At 56.6% G+C, this 22,522-nt stretch carries 23 protein-coding genes; 12 read left to right on the forward strand and 11 right to left on the reverse strand.

The annotated features are described in order from the left end of the window. The first annotated feature begins 209 nt into the window (after nt 1-209). Together nadA and pnuC are read left to right on the forward strand one after the other, a co-directional pair. Entirely contained in the window at nt 210-1,253 is a 1,044-nt protein-coding gene (gene nadA, locus IM265_RS04115) for a quinolinate synthase NadA (RefSeq protein WP_193030850.1), read from the forward strand. A gap of 23 nt (nt 1,254-1,276) precedes the next feature. Then, a complete protein-coding gene (gene pnuC, locus IM265_RS04120) occupies nt 1,277-1,996 on the forward strand; it encodes a nicotinamide riboside transporter PnuC (RefSeq protein ID WP_028012391.1) in 720 nt (239 codons plus the stop codon). Here the strand turns inward: pnuC and zitB are convergent. Continuing rightward, complete coding sequence (zitB, locus tag IM265_RS04125; protein WP_063154692.1) at nt 1,993-2,928, reverse strand: CDF family zinc transporter ZitB; 936 nt, start codon at nt 2,926-2,928, stop codon at nt 1,993-1,995. The genes pnuC and zitB overlap by 4 nt on opposite strands. A gap of 105 nt (nt 2,929-3,033) precedes the next feature. Next, nucleotides 3,034-3,414: a protein YbgS gene (locus tag IM265_RS04130; RefSeq protein ID WP_193030852.1), complete on the reverse strand. Its 381-nt coding sequence runs from the start codon at nt 3,412-3,414 to the stop codon at nt 3,034-3,036. Between the two features lie 303 nt (nt 3,415-3,717). Between IM265_RS04130 and aroG the strand changes: the two genes are divergently transcribed. Next, entirely contained in the window at nt 3,718-4,770 is a 1,053-nt protein-coding gene (gene aroG, locus IM265_RS04135) for a 3-deoxy-7-phosphoheptulonate synthase AroG (RefSeq protein ID WP_193030855.1), read from the forward strand. 61 nt (nt 4,771-4,831) lie between these two features. On the opposite strand, the gene gpmA is transcribed toward aroG, so the two are convergent. The 7 genes from gpmA to modE all read right to left on the reverse strand — a co-directional run bounded on the left by gpmA (nt 4,832) and on the right by modE (nt 12,577). Further along, nucleotides 4,832-5,584: a 2,3-diphosphoglycerate-dependent phosphoglycerate mutase gene (gene gpmA / locus IM265_RS04140; protein ID WP_008501111.1), complete on the reverse strand. Its 753-nt coding sequence runs from the start codon at nt 5,582-5,584 to the stop codon at nt 4,832-4,834. Nucleotides 5,585-5,790: 206 nt separating this feature from the next. Further along, nucleotides 5,791-6,831, reverse strand: coding sequence for a galactose-1-epimerase (gene galM / locus IM265_RS04145; RefSeq protein ID WP_193030857.1), 1,041 nt, complete (start codon nt 6,829-6,831; stop codon nt 5,791-5,793). Continuing rightward, the gene (galK, locus tag IM265_RS04150) at nt 6,825-7,973 is read right to left on the reverse strand and encodes a galactokinase (protein ID WP_049137001.1); all 1,149 of its coding nucleotides are present in this window, start codon (nt 7,971-7,973) and stop codon (nt 6,825-6,827) included. Before galK ends, galM begins: the two co-directional genes overlap by 7 nt. A gap of 2 nt (nt 7,974-7,975) precedes the next feature. After that, nucleotides 7,976-9,022, reverse strand: a complete 1,047-nt coding sequence (galT, locus tag IM265_RS04155) for a galactose-1-phosphate uridylyltransferase (protein ID WP_048957134.1) — start codon at nt 9,020-9,022, stop codon at nt 7,976-7,978. A gap of 9 nt (nt 9,023-9,031) precedes the next feature. Then, nucleotides 9,032-10,048 carry a UDP-glucose 4-epimerase GalE gene (gene galE, locus IM265_RS04160; RefSeq protein ID WP_193030859.1) on the reverse strand — a complete coding sequence of 339 codons (1,017 nt, stop codon included), beginning with the start codon at nt 10,046-10,048 and terminating at the stop codon, nt 9,032-9,034. A 200-nt stretch (nt 10,049-10,248) separates the two neighbouring features. Continuing rightward, nucleotides 10,249-11,721 (reverse strand): molybdate ABC transporter ATP-binding protein ModF, encoded by a 1,473-nt coding sequence (modF, locus tag IM265_RS04165; RefSeq protein ID WP_028012399.1) that lies wholly within the window; start codon nt 11,719-11,721, stop codon nt 10,249-10,251. 67 nt (nt 11,722-11,788) lie between these two features. Further along, a complete protein-coding gene (gene modE, locus IM265_RS04170; RefSeq protein WP_100170586.1) occupies nt 11,789-12,577 on the reverse strand; it encodes a molybdenum-dependent transcriptional regulator in 789 nt (262 codons plus the stop codon). A 127-nt stretch (nt 12,578-12,704) separates the two neighbouring features. Between modE and IM265_RS04175 the strand changes: the two genes are divergently transcribed. From IM265_RS04175 to modC, 4 genes are all read left to right on the forward strand, one after another. Next, the gene (locus IM265_RS04175; protein ID WP_013097516.1) at nt 12,705-12,854 is read left to right on the forward strand and encodes an AcrZ family multidrug efflux pump-associated protein; all 150 of its coding nucleotides are present in this window, start codon (nt 12,705-12,707) and stop codon (nt 12,852-12,854) included. 178 nt (nt 12,855-13,032) lie between these two features. Further along, entirely contained in the window at nt 13,033-13,806 is a 774-nt protein-coding gene (modA, locus tag IM265_RS04180) for a molybdate ABC transporter substrate-binding protein (protein WP_193030861.1), read from the forward strand. Continuing rightward, nucleotides 13,806-14,495 (forward strand): molybdate ABC transporter permease subunit, encoded by a 690-nt coding sequence (gene modB / locus IM265_RS04185; protein ID WP_041910749.1) that lies wholly within the window; start codon nt 13,806-13,808, stop codon nt 14,493-14,495. The genes modA and modB overlap by 1 nt, the downstream gene beginning before the upstream one ends. Nucleotides 14,496-14,497: 2 nt before the next feature. Next, the gene (gene modC / locus IM265_RS04190) at nt 14,498-15,556 is read left to right on the forward strand and encodes a molybdenum ABC transporter ATP-binding protein ModC (protein ID WP_028012403.1); all 1,059 of its coding nucleotides are present in this window, start codon (nt 14,498-14,500) and stop codon (nt 15,554-15,556) included. On the opposite strand, the gene IM265_RS04195 is transcribed toward modC, so the two are convergent. After that, the gene (locus IM265_RS04195) at nt 15,557-16,375 is read right to left on the reverse strand and encodes a pyridoxal phosphatase (RefSeq protein WP_045259940.1); all 819 of its coding nucleotides are present in this window, start codon (nt 16,373-16,375) and stop codon (nt 15,557-15,559) included. 140 nt (nt 16,376-16,515) lie between these two features. Between IM265_RS04195 and pgl the strand changes: the two genes are divergently transcribed. Both pgl and tisB read left to right on the forward strand, forming a co-directional pair. Next, the gene (gene pgl / locus IM265_RS04200; protein ID WP_100170584.1) at nt 16,516-17,511 is read left to right on the forward strand and encodes a 6-phosphogluconolactonase; all 996 of its coding nucleotides are present in this window, start codon (nt 16,516-16,518) and stop codon (nt 17,509-17,511) included. Between the two features lie 442 nt (nt 17,512-17,953). After that, nucleotides 17,954-18,043, forward strand: coding sequence for a type I toxin-antitoxin system toxin TisB (gene tisB, locus IM265_RS04205; RefSeq protein ID WP_023332440.1), 90 nt, complete (start codon nt 17,954-17,956; stop codon nt 18,041-18,043). Between the two features lie 55 nt (nt 18,044-18,098). Here the strand turns inward: tisB and IM265_RS04210 are convergent, their stop codons facing one another. Then, complete coding sequence (locus IM265_RS04210; RefSeq protein WP_049001162.1) at nt 18,099-19,382, reverse strand: putative acyl-CoA thioester hydrolase; 1,284 nt, start codon at nt 19,380-19,382, stop codon at nt 18,099-18,101. A gap of 224 nt (nt 19,383-19,606) precedes the next feature. Here IM265_RS04210 and hutI point away from each other — a divergent pair, with 224 nt between their 5' ends. From hutI to IM265_RS04225, 3 genes are read left to right on the forward strand one after another with little or no spacing between them, the layout of a single operon-like run. Continuing rightward, complete coding sequence (gene hutI, locus IM265_RS04215) at nt 19,607-20,827, forward strand: imidazolonepropionase (protein ID WP_226839311.1); 1,221 nt, start codon at nt 19,607-19,609, stop codon at nt 20,825-20,827. Continuing rightward, nucleotides 20,824-21,762 (forward strand): formimidoylglutamase, encoded by a 939-nt coding sequence (hutG, locus tag IM265_RS04220; RefSeq protein WP_088204420.1) that lies wholly within the window; start codon nt 20,824-20,826, stop codon nt 21,760-21,762. Before hutI ends, hutG begins: the two co-directional genes overlap by 4 nt. A 19-nt stretch (nt 21,763-21,781) precedes the next feature. Further along, nucleotides 21,782-22,516, forward strand: a complete 735-nt coding sequence (locus tag IM265_RS04225) for a histidine utilization repressor (RefSeq protein WP_047367758.1) — start codon at nt 21,782-21,784, stop codon at nt 22,514-22,516. Nucleotides 22,517-22,522: the final 6 nt, after the last annotated feature.

The following is a 22,522-nucleotide window of genomic DNA, read 5'->3' on the forward strand; positions in this document are numbered from 1 at the left end:
ATCCTGCACGACCCACCAGTGTAGAAAGGCGCCCTAAAGGCGCCTTTTTGCTATCTGCCGTACAACAAATGCTCCTCCCATCTATTCCCGGTGACTTTTCACTCCAGATTCGCTATCTTGTTTAGTATATAAAACACAATTGCCCTGCGTTTTGCTTTGTCAGGCAAAAGAAAAGCAATATTGTTAAGCCAGTAAAACGAGAAGCCATAATGAGCGTGATGTTCGATCCTGAAGCCGCAATCTATCCGTTTCCGCCAAAGCCTGTGCCATTAAGCCAGGATGAAAAACAATTCTACCGCGAGAAGATCAAACGGCTTCTCAAAGAGCGCGATGCGGTGATGGTGGCCCATTACTACACCGATCCGGAAATCCAGCAGCTGGCGGAAGAGACCGGGGGCTGTATTTCTGATTCACTGGAGATGGCCCGCTTCGGTGCAAAACATCCCGCTTCCACGCTGCTGGTTGCAGGCGTGCGTTTTATGGGCGAAACGGCAAAGATCCTCAGCCCGGAAAAAACCATTCTGATGCCGACGCTCAATGCGGAGTGTTCGCTCGATCTCGGCTGCCCGATTGACGAATTCTCCGCCTTCTGCGACGCCCATCCTGACCGGACCGTGGTTGTTTACGCCAACACCTCTGCGGCGGTAAAAGCGCGCGCAGACTGGGTGGTCACGTCGAGCATCGCCGTTGAGCTGATTGAGCATCTGGACAGCCTGGGTGAGAAAATTATCTGGGCCCCGGACCGCCATCTTGGCAATTACGTTCAGAAGCAGACCGGCGCTGACGTTCTCTGCTGGCAGGGCGCCTGCATTGTGCACGACGAATTCAAGACCCAGGCGTTGTCCCGTATGAAGGCGCTTTATCCTGACGCGGCCATTCTTGTGCACCCTGAATCACCGCAGTCGATTGTTGATATGGCCGATGCGGTTGGCTCAACCAGCCAGCTTATCAACGCGGCCAGGACGCTGCCGAACAAGCAGCTCATCGTCGCGACCGATCGCGGTATCTTCTATAAGATGCAGCAGGCCGTACCGGAGAAAGAGCTGCTGGAAGCACCAACGGCAGGTGAGGGCGCGACGTGCCGCAGCTGCGCGCATTGCCCGTGGATGGCGATGAACGGCCTGAAGGCCATTGCCGAAGGGCTCGAGACAGGCGGTGCAGCGCATGAAATTCATGTGGATGCCGCTCTGCGTGAAGGTGCGTTAATTCCGCTTAACCGCATGCTGGATTTTGCGGCTACACTACGTACTTAATTCAAAAACGCCCTGGGGAAAAGATGGATTTTTTTAGCACGCAAAACATTCTGGTTCATATACCGATTGGTGCAGGTGGCTATGACCTGTCATGGATTGAAGCCGTAGGCACGCTGGCGGGGTTGCTGTGTATCTGGCTGGCAAGCCTGGAGAAGATCAGCAACTACGCGTTCGGGCTGATTAACGTCACGCTGTTTGCGATTATCTTCTTCCAGATCCAGCTGTACGCCAGCCTGCTTTTACAGCTGTTTTTCTTCGCTGCCAATATTTACGGCTGGTACGCCTGGTCCCGGCAGAACAGCCAGCAGGAGGCTGAGCTGCAGATCCGCTGGCTGCCCTTACCGAAAGCCATCGCCTGGTTTGTCGCCTGCGTCGTCGCAATTGGTTTGATGACCGTCTACATCAACCCGGTGTTTGCGTTCCTGACCCGCGTTGCCGTTTCGGTCATGTCCGCTATTGGCCTCAACGTGACGATGCCGGAGCTTCAGCCGGATGCCTTCCCGTTCTGGGATTCCTGCATGATGGTGCTGTCGATCGCGGCGATGGTGCTGATGACCCGTAAATACGTTGAGAACTGGCTGCTGTGGGTCATCATCAACGTCATCAGCGTGGTGATTTTTGCCCTTCAGGGCGTCTATGCCATGTCGCTGGAGTATCTGCTGCTGACCTTCATTGCCCTGAACGGCAGCCGGATGTGGATCAAGAGCGCGCGTGAGCGTGGCTCACACGCGCTTTCAAGCTAGTGGTGATGATGTGAATGGTCGGGCTGCGCCTCGTTAAGGTGGCAGTCCGGCCCGCTACAGGGCTGATACTCCATCTGGATGGTGGCGTGACCTATCTCATAGTGATGTTCAAGAAAGTGCTGGATGCGTTCAAGCAGCGCGTCGTGGTCGTGGGGCGGGATGACCTGGACGTGCAGCGTCATGACCGGCTTCTCGCCTACCAGCCAGACGTGCACGTGATGAACGTTACGCACTTCCGGGACAGTACGGCGCAGGTTTCGTTTCAGCTCGTCAATGTCCACTGATGCCGGCGCCCCTTCCAGCAGTTCATTGACGCTCTCCTTCAGCAGCCGCCAGGCGCTGCGCAAGACCAGACACGATACCAGCACGGAGAGAATGGGGTCGACAGGCGTCCAGCCGGTATAGAGGATCACCAGCGCGGCGACAATCGCCCCGACTGAGCCGAGCAAATCCCCCAGCACATGCAGAGCCGCAGCGCGAACGTTGAGGTTCTTTTCCCCGCTGCCGCGATGCAAAATCCAGAACGCCAGAATATTTGCCAGCAACCCCGCCACGGCAATCACCATCATTGTCGTCCCGGCGATGGGCTGCGGGTGCCTGAAACGCTGTACGGCCTCCCAGACGATAAGAACAGTAATAACCACCAGCGCGATGGCGTTAACAAACGCGGCAAGGGTGGTCAGCCTCAGCCAGCCGAAGGTATGACGCGCGTTGGGCGGGCGGCGAGCAAACTGCACCGCCAGCAGGGCGAAAAGCAGCGCTGCGGCATCGGTCAGCATATGTCCGGCATCAGCCAGCAGCGCCAGCGAGCCGGAAACCAGGCCGCCAATGACCTCGATAACCATAAACGTGGCCGTAACGCCAAAGGCCAGCATAAGTCGTTTTGCATTGTCGTTGCCGGGAGAAGATGGGTGTGAGTGGGTGTGCGCCATGTCTGCTTTCCTGATTCGTTATTATTTTAGTGTAGCGTTTTTAACAGGTTACTCCAAAAAGAAAGGAGAGCCAGGGCTCTCCTTTCACATTTGAAGCATCAAGAATTACTGGGTTGTGCCATCAGTTTTGGTATTGGCGTCGTTACCCACTTTGTCGTTCGGATCGGGACATTTGCCGTCCTTGCACATCGAGTTCTTATGAACCTCATCCGAGCTCATGTTGTCATGATTCATGGTATCGGAAGCACTACCGTTCGGATGCAGCATGGTACCACCGGTGTTGGTATTGCCGGTATTGATCTGGCTGTTATCGACATTATTCGGGGCGATATTCTGTTTCGCATCAGGCGCAACCTGGCCTGCCGCTGCTGCCGCATTGGCATCACCGTTGCTTTCTGAAGCACCCGTTTCTGCGGCCAGGACGCTGCCGCTGGCAAGGGTGAGTGTGGCAGTCAGGAAGAGGGTAGTCAGTTTTGTCATTTTCATGATGGTGCTCCTGTTCTTGTCGTTACGCTGGATAACATTCTCCAACAGTGCATCTTTTTAGAGGCGAAAGATTCCGCCTTACGGACTTACGTCAGTAGGGAATCGCGTTTAAGCGTTTAAAAATGGTTGTTACAGTTAAAAAGCTTAGGTTAGATCTCATTTTTCGCTATTTTGTGGCGATTTTTAGGCGAATTCCAGGAATTATCTGCGTGAAGTGTAAAACCGTGTTTACACTTCCTGGTCGACAAGATAGATTGAAAGGATTGCTTTCATTACTAAAGATATGGCAGAGCTGGAAAGAAGATGAATTATCAGAACGACGATTTACGCATTAAAGAGATCAATGAGTTATTACCTCCTGTAGCACTCCTTGAGAAATTCCCCGCCACTGAAAATGCCGCAAATACGGTTTCTCATGCTCGTAAAGCGATCCACAAGATCCTGAAAGGTAATGACGATCGTCTTCTGGTGGTGATTGGCCCGTGCTCCATTCACGATCCTGCCGCTGCGAAAGAGTATGCGGCTCGTCTGCTCACCTTGCGTGAAGAGTTAAAGGATGAGCTGGAAATCGTCATGCGCGTCTATTTTGAAAAACCGCGCACGACCGTGGGCTGGAAAGGGCTGATTAACGATCCGCACATGGATAACAGCTTCCAGATCAACGACGGCCTGCGCATTGCGCGCAAGCTGCTGCTGGAGATCAACGACAGCGGCCTGCCTGCTGCCGGCGAGTTCCTGGATATGATTACGCCACAATACCTGGCAGACCTGATGAGCTGGGGCGCCATTGGTGCCCGTACTACTGAATCTCAGGTTCACCGCGAGCTGGCTTCCGGTCTCTCATGTCCGGTGGGCTTCAAAAACGGTACTGATGGCACCATCAAAGTGGCTATTGATGCCATCAACGCCGCGGGTGCGCCGCACTGCTTCCTGTCCGTGACCAAATGGGGTCACTCCGCCATCGTCAACACCAGCGGTAACGGTGATTGCCACATCATTCTGCGCGGCGGTAAAGAGCCAAACTACAGTGCAAAACACGTGGCAGAGGTGAAGGCCGGGCTGGAAAAAGCCGGGCTGCCACAGCAGGTGATGATCGACTTCAGCCACGCCAACTCCAGCAAGCAGTTCAAAAAGCAGATGGAAGTGGGGGCAGACGTCTGTCAGCAGATCGCCAACGGTGAGAAGGCGGTAATTGGGGTGATGATCGAAAGCCATCTGGTTGAAGGTAACCAGAACCTGGAAGGCAGCGAGCCGCTGGTGTATGGCAAAAGCGTCACCGATGCCTGCATTGGCTGGGACGATACCGATGCCATCCTGCGTCAGCTGGCGAATGCGGTAAAAGCGCGCCGCGGCTGAGTCCTCACGCACAAATAAAAAAGCGCGGAAGGCTCCGCGCTTTTTTTACGTCCGGCGAAAATTACTTCGCTTTACCCTGGTTCGCGACAGCCGCTGCTTTCGCTGCGATCTCGTCCGCGTTACCCAGGTAGTAATGTTTGATTGGCTTGAAGTTTTCGTCGAACTCATATACCAGCGGTACGCCAGTTGGGATGTTCAGTTCGAGGATCTCGTCTTCGCCCATGTTATCCAGATATTTCACCAGCGCGCGCAGGGAGTTACCGTGAGCAGCGATGATCACGCGCTCACCGCTTTTCAGGCGTGGCAGAATGGTTTCGTTCCAGTAAGGCACAACGCGGTCGATGGTCAGCGCCAGGCTCTCGGTGGTTGGCAGCTCAGCATCGGTCAGTTTCGCGTAGCGCGGGTCGTGGCCCGGATAGCGCTCGTCATCTTTGGTCAGCTCTGGTGGGGTGACCGCGAAGCCGCGACGCCACTGTTTAACCTGCTCGTCACCGTATTTCTCAGCGGTTTCCGCTTTGTTCAGACCCTGCAGCGCACCGTAGTGACGCTCGTTCAGTTTCCAGGATTTCTCAACCGGCAGCCAGGCCTGATCCAGTTCGTCCAGCACGTTCCACAGGGTGTGGATGGCACGTTTCAGCACAGAGGTGTAAGCAAAATCAAAGCTGAAGCCTTCTTCCTTCAGCAGTTTACCTGCTGCTTTTGCTTCGCTTACGCCTTTCTCGGACAGATCAACGTCGTACCAACCGGTAAAGCGGTTTTCGTTGTTCCACTGGCTTTCGCCGTGACGCACCAGGACCAGCTTAGTAATAGCCATCTCTTACTCCTCAAGCATTTTTAGAATGATAACAATTCTCATTATATTGCTGTGGCCGTGCCAGCAGCAACGCTTAACCCTAACCATAGCGAAAATAGTCTCTGAGTGTAAGATGCTTGTGAATCCAGGGTTAGGATTTTGTCAGCGATCGGCGCTATTTTCAGCAAGACGCGCAGAAAAAAGCCCTCCGATGGGAGGGCTGGAAATCATTTCGTAATAAAATGGTATTCCGTCACGCTAATGTACTCTTCACCGGGGCGCAGCACGCAGTCCGGCTGCGGCCATTCAGGATGATTGGGGCTGTCCGGCAGGAACTCGCTCTCAAGCGCAAGTCCTTGCCAGTCGCTGTACTCATTGTGTTCGCGCGCCGTCGTGCCGCCGAGGTAGTTGCCCGAGTAGAATTGCAGGGCTGGGGCGGTGGTATACACCGTCATCTGCAGTTTCTCATCGCTGGACCAGACCTGTGCGGCAGGCTGCTTCACATCACCTTTGGCATGCAGCAGGAACGCGTGATCGTAGCCTTTCACCTTGCGCTGATCGTCATCGCTCAGGAAATCCTGGGCGATAACTTTCGCGCTGCGGAAGTCAAAGCTGGTCCCGCTCACCTCTTTCAGGCCCTGATACGGAATGCCCATCTCGTCAACCGGCAGATACGCGTCCGCCAGGATCTGCAGCTTGTGGTTACGCACGTCGCACTGGTTGCCGTCGAGATTGAAGTAGGCATGGTTAGTCAGGTTAACCGGACACGGCTTGTCGACCGTCGCACGGTATTCAATAGCGATACGGTTGTCGTCCGTCAGCGTAAAGCGCGCGGACGCGGTAAGGTTCCCCGGGAAGCCCTGATCGCCATCAAGCGAATCCAGCGAGAACAGCACTTCGCCGTCGTTTTGACGAACAATTTTCCAGCGGCGTTTATCAAACCCGTCCGGACCGCCGTGAAGCTGGTTCTCGCCCTGGCTTGGCAGCAGGGAGTACTGCACGCCGTCGAGCTCAAAACGGCTTTTCGCGATGCGGTTGGCATAGCGCCCGACGGACGCGCCCAGATAGGCAGACTGATTAACGTACTGCTCGGGTGAGGCGCAGCCCAGCAGGGTTTCGCGCACGCTGCCGTCCGGCATCGGTACGCGGGCAGAAAGCAGGGTCGCACCCCAGTCCATCAGCGTAACCACCATCCCCGCGCTGTTGCGCAGGGTTAACAGGCGATACGGCAGACCATCCGGTGCGAGGGTAGGTGTTTCGTTTAGCACTGTCCGGCTCCTTGTGATGCTTTACATACATAGAACGTTTCTTTGATGCCCGTTTGCGCTTCGTACTGCTTCGCCACGGCGTCCTGGACGGCAGGGACCAGCTCTTCCGGCACCAGCGCGACGATGCAGCCGCCAAAGCCGCCGCCCGTCATGCGCACGCCGCCTTTATCGCCAATAACCGCTTTGACGATGTCCACCAGGGTGTCGATCTGCGGCACGGTGATTTCAAAATCATCGCGCATGGAGGCGTGAGATTCCGCCATCAGCTCACCCATGCGCTTCAGGTCACCTTTCGCCAGCGCGGAGGCGGCTTCAACGGTACGGGCATTTTCGGTCAGCACGTGGCGAACGCGTCTGGCGACGACAGGATCCAGCTCGTGCGCCACTTTGTTAAATTCATCGAGCGTCACGTCGCGCAGGGCAGGCTGCTGGAAGAAGCGCGCGCCGGTTTCACACTGTTCGCGGCGGGTGTTGTACTCGCTGCCCACCAGCGTGCGTTTAAAGTTACTGTTGATAATCACGACGGCCGCGCCTTTTGGCAGGGGAACGGCTTTGGTACCAAGCGAGCGGCAGTCGATCAGTAAAGCATGCTCTTTTTTGCCCAGCGCGGAGATCAGCTGGTCCATAATGCCGCAGTTGCAGCCCACGAACTGGTTTTCCGCTTCCTGACCGTTCAGGGCAATTTGCGCCCCGTCCAGCGGCAGATGATACAGCTGCTGGAAGACGGTTCCCACGGCCACTTCGAGCGAGGCCGACGAGCTCAAGCCCGCACCCTGCGGCACGTTGCCGCTGATGACTAAATCGGCGCCGCCGAAGTTCTTATTGCGCTTCTGCAGATGCTTCACCACGCCGCGCACGTAGTTAGACCACTGCTGGCTGTCGTACGTCACAATCGGGGCATCAAGGGAAAACTCGTCCGTCTCATTACCGTAATCCGCCGCAATGACGCGGACTTTACGGTCGTCGCGCTTCGCACAGCTGATAACCGTCTGGTAATCAATTGCGCACGGCAGCACGAAGCCGTCGTTGTAGTCGGTGTGCTCGCCGATCAGGTTGACGCGACCAGGCGCCTGAATTACGTGGGTGGCAGGGTAGCCAAATTTCTCAGCAAACAGGGATTGTGTTTTATCTTTCAGACTCATTTTTAGACTCCTGATTCGCGATAGTGGACGTCGCTGACGGCACGCAGACGCTCTGCCGCCTGTTCCGCCGTCAGGTCACGCTGGGTTTCCGCCAGCATTTCATAGCCCACCATAAATTTACGCACCGTTGCAGAGCGCAGCAGCGGCGGATAGAAATGGGCGTGCAGCTGCCAGTGCTGATTCTCTTCGCCGTTAAACGGCGCGCCGTGCCAGCCCATGGAGTACGGGAAGGAGCACTGGAACAGGTTGTCGTAACGGCTGGTCAGCTTTTTCAGCGCCAGCGCCAGGTCGTCGCGCTGCGCGTCGCTGAGATCGGTAATGCGCTGAACGTGCGCTTTCGGCAGCAGCAGCGTCTCAAACGGCCAGGCGGCCCAGTAAGGCACGACCGCCAGCCAGTGTTCGGTTTCCACTACGGTACGGCTGCCGTCAGCCAGCTCGCGCTGGGTGTAGTCCACCAGCATGGGGGAGCCGTTTTCTGCGAAATAGTCCTTCTGGAGACGGTCTTCACGCTCGGCTTCGTTGGGCAGGAAGCTGTTTGCCCAGATCTGGCCGTGCGGATGCGGGTTAGAGCAGCCCATCGCCGCGCCTTTGTTTTCGAACACCTGCACCCACGGATAGCTCTGCCCCAGCTCAGCGGTTTGCGCCTGCCAGGTGCTGACCACCTCTTTCAGCGCGTCCACGCTCAGCTCCGGCAGCGTTTTGCTGTGATCGGGCGAGAAGCAGATCACGCGGCTGGTACCGCGCGCGCTTTCGCAGCGCATCAGCGGGTCGTGGCTCGCGGGGGCATCCGGGGTATCGGTCATCAGGGCGGCAAAATCGTTGGTAAACACGAAGGTGCCTTTGTAGTCCGGGTTTTTATCCCCGGTCACGCGCGTGTTGCCCGGACAGAGGAAGCAATCCGGGTCGTGCTGCGGCAGGGTCTGTTTTGCAGGCGTCTCCTGCGCCCCCTGCCAGGGACGCTTGGCGCGATGCGGAGAGACCAAAATCCATTGCCCGCTTAGCGGGTTAAAACGACGATGCGGATGATCGACGGGATTAAACGAAGTCATGACGGATCCTTAGTCCGGATAACCCTGCGGGTGGCGTGACTGCCAGTGCCAGGTATCCTGTGCCATTTCATCAAGCGTGCGGGTGACACGCCAGTTAAGTTCTTTATCGGCTTTGGTGGCATCGGCCCAGTAAGCAGGCAGGTCGCCATCACGACGCGGAGCGAAGTGGTAGTTCACCGGCTTACCGCAGGCTTTGCTGAAGGCATTGACCACGTCCAGCACGCTGCTGCCGACGCCGGCGCCGAGGTTGTAAATATGAACGCCAGGTTTATCCGCCAGCTGCTGCATCGCGGCCACGTGGCCGTCGGCCAGATCCATGACGTGGATGTAGTCGCGCACGCCGGTACCATCTTCGGTGGGGTAGTCATTGCCAAAAATCGCCAGCGAGTCGCGGCGGCCCACGGCAACCTGCGCGATATACGGCATCAGGTTGTTCGGAATACCCTGCGGATCTTCACCCATATCGCCAGACGGATGGGCGCCGACCGGATTGAAGTAGCGCAGCAGCGCGATGCTCCACTCCGGCTGGGCTTTTTGCAGATCGGTCAGGATCTGCTCCACCATCAGCTTGCTTTTGCCGTACGGGCTTTGCGGCGTACCGGTCGGGAAGCTTTCAACGTAAGGAATTTTTGGCTGATCGCCATAGACGGTGGCGGAGGAGCTAAAGATAAAGTTTTTGACGTTTGCCGCGCGCATGGCGGAGATCAGACGCAGGGTACCGTTGACGTTGTTGTCGTAATACTCAAGCGGTTTCGCAACGGATTCACCGACCGCTTTCAGCCCCGCGAAGTGGATCACCGCTTCGATGGCGTGGTCGTGAAGGATCTCGGTCATCAGCGCTTCGTTGCGGATGTCGCCTTCTACGAAAGTCGGCTGTTTACCGCCAAGACGTTCAATCACCGGCAGCACGCTGCGCTTACTATTGCACAGGTTGTCGAGGATGATCACATCGTGACCATTTTGCAGCAGCTGCACACAGGTATGACTTCCGATGTAACCGCTACCACCTGTTACCAGAACTCGCATAATTCGCTCCATTGGGCTTATGGTATGTAATAACCATAGCATAACAGAGACGCAAAAAGTGTGACATGGGATAAAATAGTGGAATCGTTTACACTCGTTTTCACACCCGCTTTTTCGATGACGTAGAGCATTCTAGATCAAAGAGATAGCGATGTATTGATGCAAGTTATCTGAAAAGAGGAGGGCGGTGTCCTCCGTGGTTAATCTACGTTGCTGAGAAGGTAGCGATAACCCTCGCCGTCCGCGACAAACTCGAGGCGGTGGGTGATGCAGGAGGGGGCATCTTCGGCATGGTGTGAAACGAACAGCAGCTGCGTTTCACCTTCGCTAATCAGCACGTCCACAAAGCGGCGGACCAGCTGTCGGTTAAGCGGATCCAGCCCCTGCAGCGGCTCGTCGAGGATCAGGAGCGTAGGGTGTTTTACCAGCGCGCGAACGATCAGTGCCAGGCGCTGCTGCCCCCACGACAGGCTATGAAACGGCGCGTCAGCCACCCGGTTATCCATCCCCAGAATATCCAGCCACTGCTGGGCCAGCTTGTGCTGTTTATCTGACACCGCCTGATAAATGCCGATGGAATCAAAATAGCCGGAAAGGATCACGTTGCGTACCGTGGTACTGACCCGGTAATCCAGATGCAGGCTGCTGCTAACGTAGCCAATGTGCTTTTTGATATCCCAGATGGTTTCGCCGCTGCCGCGACGGCGGCCAAACAGCGTCAGATCGTTACTGTAGCCCTGCGGGTGATCGCCGGTTATCAGGCTCAGCAGCGTGGATTTCCCCGCGCCGTTGGGACCGACAATCTGCCAGTGTTCGCCAGGATTAACCGTCCAGCTGAGGTGATTCAGGATCGGTCGTTCGTCATAGGAGACTACGCCATCGCGCAGGACGATAAGCGGCTGCCGGGGATCGAGACCGTGGCGTGCTGCCGGCGCGTCGGGATCCGGCAGCGCAATGCCCGCCAGCTTTTCGCTGTGCGCAAGCTGGGCAATCAGCGCCTGTCGGAGCAGCGCGGATTTTTCTCCGGTTTCGATCAGGCTACAGTCTGCCAGCACGCCCGCGTTCTGCACGAAGTCAGGAATTTCATCAAAGCGGTTCAGCACCAGTACGATCGTATAGCCTTCCTGATTCAGAGAGTCCAGCAGGGCAGCCAGCTGGGCGCGGGAGTGGACATCCAGCCCGTCAAAGGGCTCATCCAGAATCAGCAGCTCCGGCTGGCTCATGAGCGCCTGGCACAGCAGCGTTTTCCGCGTCTCGCCGGTAGAGAGGTACTTAAAGCGCCGGTTCAGCAGCGCGGAAATGCCAAACTGTTCCGCCAGATGCTGACAGCGGGCGGGATCTTTCACCTCATCCTGAATAATTTCCGCCGCCGTGCGGCCGGTATCTTCTTCGCCAGGACTGAGTAAATCGGTATTGTTGCGCTGCCACTCGTCGCTGACCAGCTTCTGCAGCTGTTCAAAGGACAGGCGCGTCAGGCGCGTGAAATCGCTCCGGCATTCGCCTTTGAGAAGGGTAAGCTCTCCGGCCAGCGCGCGGGCCAGCGCGGATTTACCGCTGCCGTTAGTGCCGACAAACGCCCAGCTTTCACCCGCGCGTATTGTCAGATCGGCAATCGTCAGCGTTCGGGTATCGCTAAGACGAAACGTACCTTGCGAAATATGCAATGATGACATGATGTATCCCATTTTTTGCAGCGACAGATGTCAGGGATACGCACTGTCGTCACGATTGTCAATGCGCTCAGCACAATGTGGCGATAATCACCCGATCCGCGTTGAAATATGCGGTGACGACAGCACCTTCTTCTAAATCGTTCGCCTCGCTGAGCGGGACCGTGGCGCAAAGCGCCTGTCCGTCTGCCAGGGGCATCAGCACTTCGCACTGCTCCTTGCCGCGTTCGATATGGCTGATGGTGCCCCGCAGCTGGTTATCAGCCACCTTTGCCTTGTCCGGGTCGCGTGTGATATTGACCCAGGGTGCTTTCAGCAACACCAGCACCTCTTTACCTTCATCCAGGTCAAGGCGCTCTGCGCTCTGGGCCGTTATAGCCGATTTCAGACGGGTGACACCATCGGCAAGCAGGATCTCAACATGCTGCTGTACCTGGAGATTATCGCGCGCCGTCACCGTACCAAACCACTGGTTGCGGGCGCTGGTCTGCAACGAGAAGCGGGAAATGGCGGCCAGCAAGCTGTCCAGCGGAACGTTGTCGTCGTCACTCAATACATCGAACGCTTTTTGCTGAATCTGGCCCAGGAGATCGTAGAGCTGAATCAGGCGCAGGCCGTAGCGTGTGACAACAGCACCTCCACCGCCTTTGCCCCCTGTGGCTCTGTCCACCAGCGGATGCTCGCTCAGGGTGTTCATGTCATTGATGGCATCCCAGGCGCTTTTATAGCTAATCCCGGCATTCTTAGCGCCCTGGCTAATTGAGCCGGTTTGTTCTATCTGTTTAAGCAGGGCAATACGTCGGGGATCGGCGAAAAGCTTTTGCTGAAGTCGGAGAGTAAGAAGAATTTCGGCCTGCATAACAGTGTCCTGGCAAAAAGAATATTGTGACCCAAATGGTGCAGGGCGCAAAGGGCACCGCACAAAAGGGGATGTTTTTCTTACTTTTCAGGGTAGAATAGCCCATTCACAAAATCTGGAGAAAACCATGTTAGAGTTGTTGAAAAGTCTGGTATTCGCCGTGATCATGGTACCAGTAGTGATGGCCATCATCCTCGGTGCCATCTACGGCCTGGGTGAAGTGTTCAACGTCTTTTCGAATATCGGTCACCGAGACCGTGCGAAAAAGCAGCATTAATTTCCCACAAAACGCCCGGCTTGCCCGGGCGTTTTGCTCTCAAGCTTTTCTTACTTTCGCCGATATTATTTAACGTAACACACCGTGTTACCCCTTGAGCGGTACGAATTACCGCTGGGATCTCCCTGACGATACCGTTATATTAATATGTATATAACGCTACTCACAGGAGTTACAGATGGCACGTTCATGGGTACGCCTTTTCGCAGGGGCAACGCTGACGCTTTCACTTACCGGACACGCGCTGGCGGACGAAGGTAAAATCACGGTCTTTGCGGCGGCGTCGTTGACCAACGCGCTGCAGGATATTGCGGCGGCGTATAAAAAAGAGAAAGACGTCGAGGTAGTCTCCTCTTTTGCCTCTTCCTCTACGCTGGCACGGCAGATAGAAGCGGGCGCTCCGGCAGATCTGTTTATCTCTGCTGACCAGAAGTGGATGGACTACGCGGTGGAGAAGAAATCGATTGATGCGGCGACCCGCGAAACACTGCTGGGCAATAGCCTGGTTGTGGTTGCACCGAAGGCCAGCGCGCAGGGTGAAATCACCATCAATAAAGAGACAAACTGGACCCGCCTGCTGAACGGTGCCCGTCTGGCGGTGGGTGACCCGGAACACGTTCCGGCCGGGATTTACGCCAAAGAAGCGCTGCAAAAGCTGGGCGCGTGGGAGACCCTGTCACCAAAACTGGCCCCGGCGGAAGATGTGCGCGGCGCGCTGGCGCTGGTGGAGCGTAACGAAGCTCCGCTGGGCATTGTGTATGGTTCCGATGCCGTTGCCAGCAAGGGCGTAAAAGTGGTTGGCACCTTCCCGGAAGACTCCCACAAGAAAGTGGAATATCCTGTGGCGATTGTTGATGGACATAAAAATGCGACCGTAACGGCCTTCCGCGATTATCTGAAGGGGCCGGAGGCGTCCGCAATCTTTAAACGTTATGGATTTACGACTCACTGATGATATTGACCGATCCTGAATGGCAGGCTGTTCTGCTGAGCCTTAAAGTCTCTTCCCTGGCGGTTGCGCTGAGTTTGCCCTTTGGGATCTTTTTTGCCTGGCTACTGGTTCGCTGTCGGTTCCCCGGCAAAGCGCTGCTCGACAGCGTCCTTCATCTTCCCCTGGTTTTACCGCCCGTGGTGGTCGGTTATCTGCTGCTGATTTCGATGGGGCGACGCGGTTTTATCGGCGAAAAGCTCTATGACTGGTTCGGAATCACCTTTGCCTTTAGCTGGCGCGGTGCGGTACTGGCGGCGGCGGTGATGTCATTCCCGCTGATGGTCAGAGCGATCCGCCTCGCGCTGGAAGGCGTGGATATGAAGCTCGAACAGGCGGCCCGCACGCTCGGTGCCGGGCGCTGGCGCGTCTTTTTTACCATCACGCTTCCGCTTACGCTGCCGGGCATCATTGTCGGGACGGTGCTGGCGTTCGCCCGCTCGCTGGGCGAGTTTGGTGCGACCATCACCTTTGTGTCGAACATTCCCGGCGAGACGCGGACCATCCCATCGGCCATGTATACCCTGATTCAGACGCCAGGGGGAGAGAGTGCCGCAGCGCGGCTGTGCATCATCTCTATCGTATTAGCCCTGGTTTCGCTGCTGGTTTCTGAATGGCTGGCACGGCTAAGCCGCGAACGGATGGGGAAATAACGATGCTGGAACTGAATTTCACCCAGACGCTGGGAAACCATACTCTGACGCTTAACGAGACGCTGCCTGCAAGCGGCATCACCGCCGTCTTCGGCGTGTCGGGCGCGGGTAAAACGTCTCTGATTAACGCCATCAGCGGCCTGACGCGCCCGCAGTCAGGGCGCATTGTCCTGAACAACCGCGTCCTGAATGACGTGGAGAACAAGATTTACCTTTCGCCGGATAAGCGCCGCATCGGCTATGTTTTTCAGGACGCGCGCTTGTTCCCGCACTACAGCGTGCGCGGCAACCTGCGCTACGGCATGGCGAAAAGCATGGCCGGGCAGTTTGATAAGCTGGTGACGCTTTTAGGCATTGAACCCCTGCTCGACAGGCTGCCGTCCTCGCTCTCCGGCGGGGAGAAACAGCGTGTGGCTATAGGCCGCGCGTTGCTGACCGCCCCCGAACTGCTGCTGCTCGACGAGCCGCTGGCCTCGCTGGATATACCGCGCAAGCGCGAGCTTTTGCCTTACCTGCAGCGTCTGACCCGCGAAATTAATATTCCGATGCTCTACGTCAGCCATTCGCTGGATGAGATCCTGCATCTGGCCGACAAAGTGCTGGTGCTGGAAGAGGGCAGCGTGAAGGCCTTCGGCAACCTGGAAGAGGTGTGGGGCAGTAGCGTGATGCACCCCTGGTTACCCAGGGAGCAGCAGAGCAGCATCCTGAAGGTGAGCGTTCTGGAGCATCATCCGCACTACGCGATGACCGCCCTGGCGCTGGGCGACCAGCATCTTTGGGTCAATAAGATCGACAAACCATTGCAGTCCGCGCTGCGGATCCGCATCCAGGCATCGGACGTCTCGCTGGTGCTGCAGCCGCCGCTGCAAACCAGTATTCGAAATATTCTGCGCGCCAAAGTTGCGGAGTGTTTTGATGATAACGGGCAGGTAGAGGTGAAGCTCGACGTGGGCAGCAGGACGCTCTGGGCGCGCATCAGCCCGTGGGCCAGGGATGAGTTGGCAATCAAGCCCGGCCTGTGGCTTTACGCGCAAATCAAGAGCGTTTCGATCACCGCCTGATTACAGCAGGTGGGTATAGATGTACTGCGCGATGCTGTCGGTGGTGTTGTCGCCAATCACCACGTTAGCGCGCGCTTTTACCGCGTCGTCGGCATTGCCCATCGCCACGCCCGTACCGACGGCTTCCAGCATGCTGATGTCGTTGTAGTTGTCGCCGAAGGCGATCGCGTCCTGCATTGACCAGCCCTGCGATTCCACGTACTGCGTCAGACGCTTGCCTTTGCTGTTGCCTTTGCGGGCAATATCCACCTGATCGTGCCAGGACCATTCGCACTCCAGCCCCAGCGTGTCCTCGACGTGTTTCGCGAAGGTATTCAGTTTGGTGGTGTCTTCATCCGTCAGGGCAAACTTCCAGATAGCCTCAACGTCCTGGGCCGCCTGACGCAGAGAGGAAACCTGGGTAAAGACCGGACGCTGCGCTTCTGGCAGAGACAACGCCCAGTTGCTGGTGCGTACCACATGGCCGGTTGGGCGCTCGTACACCATCGCGTTATCCACATACATCAGGCCGTGAACGTTATGCTCATCCAGCAGATCGATCAGCTGCAGCGCCTGGGGAACCGGCAGCGGGTCGGAGGCTAAAACCTTTTTTGCCTGATAATCATACAAATAAGTGCCATTACAACAAATTGCAGGTGTATCCAGCGCCAGTGCCTGATAAAAAGGGTGAATGGCAACGTGATGTCGACCCGTTACGATAAGGAGTTGATATCCCACCTCCTGCGCGCGTTTAAGCGCTTCAAGGGAGGAGGGGAGCAGGGTTTTCTGAGGGGTAAGTAATGTTCCGTCTAAATCCAGTGCAATCACACGCGAGGTCATTTGTTCTTCCGGGTTAATGTTGAATTTTAGGTCTCAGGGGATGTTACACCGAGAGTAAATCGCTGCAAAATTCCTGGCTAAAATTCAGCATTCACCGTTAAAAATAATCACTTTCACGTGCAGTGAGGAAAGGAGTATTCATGAAACAAACCGTTTATACCGCCAGTCCTGAAAGTCAGCAGATCCACGTCTGGCGCTTGAATGCAGAAGGTTCGCTCACGCTGGTTCAGGTTGTTGATGTGCCGGGCCAGGTGCAACCGATGGTCGTCAGCCCGGATAAACGTTTCTTATACGTGGGTGTGCGCCCGGAGTTTCGCGTGCTGGCCTACCGCATCTCTCCTGACGACGGCGCGCTGACCTACACCGCTGAAGCGCCACTGCCGGGCAGCCCAACCCACATCTCGACCGATCGTAAAGGCCGCTTCATTTTTAGCGGGTCTTACAATGCCGGTTGCGTCAGCGTGACCCGTCTTGACGATGGTATTCCGGTAGAAACTGTCGACGTGGTGGAAGGGCTGGAAGGCTGCCATTCGGCGAATATCACCCCGGACAACCGCACGCTGTGGGTGCCTGCGCTGAAGCAGGATCGTATCTGCCTGTTCACCCTGAGCGACGATGGTCACCTGGTGGCGCAGAATCCTGCGGAAGTCACCACCGTTGAGGGCGCAGGTCCTCGCCATATGGTATTCCACCCGAACCAGCAGTATGCCTACGTCGTTAACGAACTGAACAGCTCGGTGGACGTATGGGAGCTGAAAGATCCAAACGGCCAGATTGAGTGCGTGCAGACGCTGGATATGATGCCGTCTGACTTCTCTGACACTCGCTGGGCGGCAGATATTCACATCACGCCGGATGGTCGCCATCTGTACGCCTGCGACCGCACCTCCAGCCTGATTACCGTGTTTAGCGTCTCCGAAGATGGCAGCGTGCTGGCTATTGAGGGCTTCCAGCCAACGGAAACCCAGCCGCGCGGCTTTAATATCGATCACAGCGGTAAATACCTGATTGCGGCGGGGCAGAAATCCCACCACATCGCGCTGTATGAAATCAAAGGCGAGCAGGGCCTGCTGGAAGAGAAAGGACGCTATGCGGTAGGTCAGGGGCCAATGTGGGTGGTGGTTAACGCGCACTAAGCGGCTTAAAACAAAAAACCTCGCGAATGCGAGGTTTTTTTATGCCCGGTGGTAGCCGGGTGAGCACATCAAAACGTAACCAACAGGGTCATCATAATGTCGACTCAAGGCGATGTAAATTCATCGTCAACGAACAAAGGAGAACACGGAATGATCAGTGAATAGTATATAAATAATAATCAGTCACTTAAGTGCTTTTGCTTTATAAATTCCTAAATTGGTTTAACTGTTTTTATGTACAGTGGTGATTTGATATCATTCTGTGCGTTGGTTCGATGTGTTGCAGTTCCGCAATTCAGGATCCTTTTTAAGTCCTGGCTGTCGGGTGGTGCCGACGGTGCCTAAACTGCGGAGCACATCAAAACATAACCAACACACCTCTGGTGACAGGCAGCGGAAAGGTAAACCAGAGGAGAAGTGCTCTATACCAAAGGAGTGGCGTATGAGCGGTGTGGAATGGGCAATTCTGTTCCTGCAACTCATGGTTGCGATTATGCAACTATTGGATGCGTATCTTAAGTTTGGAGCCTGACGCATTCAGTCGCAGTAAAAAGGGGGATTAAACTCCCCCTTTTACTCTCATCTCGTTACTGCTTCGGCTCAGCAACCACGTTGCTGCCCAGACCGCGGTTGTTGTATTCCCACATGCGGTTGAAGTTCGCGTCGTTCAGGTTGCGCTGCACGTTTCCTTTATCGTCCACCGCACCGGTGTTGCCGGAGAACGGACGTTTGGAGACAGCCGCATCAGCCCACGGCTTCGCCACGTTAAAGCCTTCGTTGATCACGCTGTCGCGGATAACGACCTGGCCGTTGGTGGCAGAGTCCACGTCCAGGGAGCGGCCCAGTTGCGCCACGCCGTCACCGGCCGCGTTAAAGCGGCTGTTCACGGCCAGGAAGCCGTAAAACAGGTTAGACTGGGTTGCCGGCGCAAACACATAGCCTTCCTGCTGGGTACGGGAATTCACCACGCGGAAATCGGTGTTATCAAACACCACCGCGCCGCGACCGGACACCAGATCCACGTCACCTTCAACGTAGCTGTTGGTCACCAGCGTACGGGTCAGACGGTTGTTCTGCAGCGTGTTCTGTACGCCGCTATTGGTCACGAAGAAGGTGTTCTGACGGCCCAGAATATTGACGTTGTTAATCTGCACCTTATCGCCGTCGCTACGCAGCGCCACGGCCTGATGGTTACCGGCATCCACGCTGTCACCCAGGGTATTCTGAATGGTCAGGTTCTGCAGCTGCAGACCGTTGTTTTGAGACCAAAATACCGCTGAGCACATCATGCCAACGGTGGCGGAACGCTTGCTCTGGCAGTTATCAAACATATACCACGCCGGTTTGCCCGGCATATATTTGCCTGCCGGGTTCACCAGGTGACGCCAGGCGGTGCTGTCGATTTCGGAATCAATCGCCAGGCCAATTTTTACGTCGATGGCTTTTTCACCCAGACCGTAAATCGTAATGCTGCCAGGAGCCGCCGGAACATACACGGTGCCTTCGTATTCACCCGGCAGGATCGCGATGTACTGGCGAGACGCGCTGTGTTTAGTGATTGCCGCGTCAACCGCTGCCTGGATAGTGGTATGCGTTACGCCCTGCGCGCCAGCCGGGCCAACAACGAAGTCAGGCTGTTTAGGCAGGTTAATAGAAGACGGTGTCCACGGCGCGGCGTTAGGATCCATCGCCGAGAAGTAATGGGCGCGGTCGAAATTCTTCGCTTCATCCGCGGACAAAATCGGGCGGGAGGCGGTACCGGGCGCTACCTGCTCAGAAGGACGCTGATCCGGTGGTGTAGAACTGCATGCGGATAATGTCACGCCAAAGGCGAGCGCTAACGCCAGACGGGAAATCCTGGAAATGTTCAAGGTGAAGCTCCTGGGTATGCAAGTCTTTACGGGATAGACGAAATAGCCTGCTTTTTTATACTAAGTTGAGCGAAACGGGAAGATAAAAAGGGTAAAAGTTGCATTTTTTGCCCGGAGGTGACGGGAAAGTCATCACAAATAAATAACATTTTCCCTTAAGGCGGTTGACAGCAGACGATGGATGCAAATAAATGTCTATACAACCCATGACAAGTGGAATGCCCATGCAGCTTCAACCTGACGATGTTATATGGCGAAATGCGCGCCTGGCAACAATGGTTCCCGATACATCCGCGTCTTATGGCCTGAAAGAGCAGCACGCGCTGGTCGTGCGCGGCCAAACTATACTTGCCGTGCTCCCTGAATCTGACCTTCCTTCCGGACACCGTCACGTCATCGATCTTGAGGGACGTCTGGTCACGCCTGGCCTGATTGACTGCCATACCCATCTGGTATTTGGCGGCGACCGCGCGGCGGAGTGGGAACAGCGTCTGAACGGCGTCTCTTACCAGACCATCAGCGCTCAGGGGGGCGGGATTAACGCCACCGTGACGGCAACGCGCAGCAGTTCCCTGGAAACCCTGCTAAAACTGGCGCAGCAGCGGCTCCAGCGTCTGATGAATGAAGGTGTAACGACCGTTGAAATCAAATCGGGATACGGACTCAACGCCGAGGCCGAAGAGAAGATGCTGCAGGTTGCCCGCCAGCTGAGCCTCAATAACCCGGTTGATATCAGCCCAACGCTGCTGGCGGCCCATGCGGTTCCGCCGGAATACCGACAGGATCCGGATGCGTACCTCGCGCTGGTTTGCGAGCAGATACTGCCCACGCTGTGGCAAAAAGAGTTATATGAAGCAGTAGACGTGTTTTGTGAAAACGTCGGCTTTACCCCGTCGCAAACCGAGCGCCTCTTCCAGGCCGCTGCCGCGCTCGGTATCCCGGTGAAAGGGCATGTTGAACAGCTGTCGAATCAGGGCGGAGCGGCGCTGGTCAGCCAATATAACGGACTGTCGGCCGATCATATCGAATATCTCGACGACGCGGGCGTTCAGGCGATGGCGCAAAGCGGTACGGTTGCGGTACTGCTCCCCGGCGCGTTCTATTTTCTGCAGGAGCGCCAGCGTCCGCCGGTTGATCAGCTCCGAAAACGTGGTGTGCCGATGGCCGTCGCCACCGACTATAACCCCGGCACCAGCCCGTTTGCCAGCCTGCACCTGGCGATGAATATGGCCTGCGTCCAGTTTGGCCTGACGCCCGAAGAGGCCTGGGCTGGCGTCACGCGGCATGCGGCGCAGGCGCTGGGCCGCGGCGCAACGCACGGGCAGTTGCAGTCGGGGTCTGTCGCTGATTTTATCGTCTGGGATGCTCACCATCCTGTAGAGATGGTCTACGAGCCGGGACGCAATCCGCTGTATCAACGTATTTTCCGTGGGGAGGCAGTATGAAGTTATGGCGGCCCGTCGCCGAAACGGTCTGGCAGGGGCGAGACGACAGCGCCGAAGCCAGCAATGCAACGCGCATTTTCCAGACGATACAACAGCAGGCGCAGTTCACGCCGCTTTCATCCGGCATCGCGCTGATAGGCTTTGAATGCGATGCAGGTGTTAAACGCAATCAGGGCAGGCCCGGCGCCGCGCAGGCCCCTGATATTCTGCGCAAAGCGCTGGCGAATATGGCAAGCCATCAGGGACACGAACGGCTGGCGGATATGGGCTCGGTGTACGTTGAAAGCGATGAGCTTGAACCCGCGCAGCGGGCGTTAAGCGATGCCGTGACGGCCTGCCAGCAGTCCGGGATGCGCACGCTGGTGTTTGGCGGCGGGCATGAAACTGCCTGGGCGCATGGACGGGGTGTTCTGGATGCATTCCCCGGCGAGCGCGTGGCGGTGATAAACCTGGATGCGCATCTCGATCTGCGCAAGGCCGACCGGGCGACGTCCGGCACGCCGTTTCGCCAGCTGGCTCAATACTGCGATGAATGCGGGCGCGAGTTTCGCTACGCCTGCTTTGGCGTCAGCCGCGCGGCGAACACCCAGGCACTGTGGGATGAGGCTGAACGCCTGAACGTCACGCTGGTGGAGGATCTCCATTTCAGACGCGAGGCATTATCGGCGCTGGAAAAGGTGCTGGCGCAGGCCGATCGTATCTATCTGACAATCGATCTGGACGTCCTGCCCGCGGGCGAAATGCCTGCCGTTTCCGCCCCTGCGGCGTTAGGCGTCCCGGCAATGGATCTTATGCCGGTTATTGAACAAATCTGCCGCAGCGGTAAGCTGCAGGCCGCCGATCTGGTAGAGTTTAACCCGCAGTACGATCGGGACGGACAGGGCGCAAAGCTCGCTGCCCGTCTGGCCTGGCAAATTGCTCACTGGTGGGCATAACACTATTAAAGGAGTCACGATGTTTTCACGCTCACCCCTGCCGCAACCGAGCCCGCCCGCGCCTTTTTATGAAAAGGTGAAGCAGGCGATCAGCGAAAAGATTGCTACCGGCGTCTGGCGCCCGCACGATCGCATTCCGTCGGAGGCCGAGCTGGTGGCGCAGTTCGGTTTTAGCCGGATGACCGTCAACCGGGCGCTGCGCGAGCTCACCGACGAAGGACTTCTGGTGCGCCTGCAGGGCGTGGGGACGTTCGTGGCGGAACCGAAAGGGCAGTCCGCCCTGTTTGAAATCCGCAGCATTGCCGATGAGATAACCTCGCGTAATCATCAGCACCGCTGCGAAGTGCTGGTGCTGGAAGAGACCCAGGCCAGCGCCGAGCAGGCCGTTGAGCTAAATGTCAAAGAGGGTAGCCGCATCTTCCACTCTGTGATGGTGCATTTTGAAAACGACATTCCGGTGCAGATTGAAGATCGCTGCGTCAACGCAGAGCGGATACCGGAATACCTGAACCAGGATTACACTCACACCACGCCGCACGCGTATCTCTCGCTCGTCGCACCGCTCACGGAAGGGGAGCACATTGTGGAGGCCGTACGCGCGACGCCGCAGGAGTGCGAGCTGTTGCGCATTAAAGAACACGATCCGTGCCTGCTGATCCGCCGTCGTACCTGGTCATCATCGCATATCGTGTCGCATGCCCGACTGCTTTTCCCGGGGAACCGTTACCGGCTGCAGGGCCACTTTATGTCATAAGTTTTA

Origin of the sequence: Enterobacter cloacae complex sp. P17RS (assembly GCF_014895885.1) — a bacterium.
Lineage (GTDB): Bacteria > Pseudomonadota > Gammaproteobacteria > Enterobacterales > Enterobacteriaceae > Enterobacter > Enterobacter bugandensis.

Bases quoted from the DNA above. Each gene is read 5' to 3' on its own strand.
- modF (WP_028012399.1), bottom strand. From the start codon at position 11,721: ATGTCATCATTGCATATTTCGCAAGGTACGTTTCGTCTTAGCGATACC.
- aroG (WP_193030855.1), top strand. From the start codon at position 3,718: ATGAATTATCAGAACGACGATTTACGCATTAAAGAGATCAATGAGTTA.
- gpmA (WP_008501111.1), bottom strand. From the start codon at position 5,584: ATGGCTATTACTAAGCTGGTCCTGGTGCGTCACGGCGAAAGCCAGTGG.
- galT (WP_048957134.1), bottom strand. From the start codon at position 9,022: ATGACTTCGTTTAATCCCGTCGATCATCCGCATCGTCGTTTTAACCCG.
- galK (WP_049137001.1), bottom strand. From the start codon at position 7,973: ATGAGTCTGAAAGATAAAACACAATCCCTGTTTGCTGAGAAATTTGGC.
- nadA (WP_193030850.1), top strand. From the start codon at position 210: ATGAGCGTGATGTTCGATCCTGAAGCCGCAATCTATCCGTTTCCGCCA.
- modB (WP_041910749.1), top strand. From the start codon at position 13,806: ATGATATTGACCGATCCTGAATGGCAGGCTGTTCTGCTGAGCCTTAAA.
- modE (WP_100170586.1), bottom strand. From the start codon at position 12,577: ATGCAGGCCGAAATTCTTCTTACTCTCCGACTTCAGCAAAAGCTTTTC.
- galE (WP_193030859.1), bottom strand. From the start codon at position 10,048: ATGCGAGTTCTGGTAACAGGTGGTAGCGGTTACATCGGAAGTCATACC.
- modA (WP_193030861.1), top strand. From the start codon at position 13,033: ATGGCACGTTCATGGGTACGCCTTTTCGCAGGGGCAACGCTGACGCTT.
- IM265_RS04130 (WP_193030852.1), bottom strand. From the start codon at position 3,414: ATGAAAATGACAAAACTGACTACCCTCTTCCTGACTGCCACACTCACC.
- hutG (WP_088204420.1), top strand. From the start codon at position 20,824: ATGAAGTTATGGCGGCCCGTCGCCGAAACGGTCTGGCAGGGGCGAGAC.
- IM265_RS04175 (WP_013097516.1), top strand. From the start codon at position 12,705: ATGTTAGAGTTGTTGAAAAGTCTGGTATTCGCCGTGATCATGGTACCA.
- pgl (WP_100170584.1), top strand. From the start codon at position 16,516: ATGAAACAAACCGTTTATACCGCCAGTCCTGAAAGTCAGCAGATCCAC.
- modC (WP_028012403.1), top strand. From the start codon at position 14,498: ATGCTGGAACTGAATTTCACCCAGACGCTGGGAAACCATACTCTGACG.
- zitB (WP_063154692.1), bottom strand. From the start codon at position 2,928: ATGGCGCACACCCACTCACACCCATCTTCTCCCGGCAACGACAATGCA.
- hutI (WP_226839311.1), top strand. From the start codon at position 19,607: ATGCAGCTTCAACCTGACGATGTTATATGGCGAAATGCGCGCCTGGCA.
- pnuC (WP_028012391.1), top strand. From the start codon at position 1,277: ATGGATTTTTTTAGCACGCAAAACATTCTGGTTCATATACCGATTGGT.
- IM265_RS04195 (WP_045259940.1), bottom strand. From the start codon at position 16,375: ATGACCTCGCGTGTGATTGCACTGGATTTAGACGGAACATTACTTACC.
- IM265_RS04225 (WP_047367758.1), top strand. From the start codon at position 21,782: ATGTTTTCACGCTCACCCCTGCCGCAACCGAGCCCGCCCGCGCCTTTT.
- tisB (WP_023332440.1), top strand. From the start codon at position 17,954: ATGAGCGGTGTGGAATGGGCAATTCTGTTCCTGCAACTCATGGTTGCG.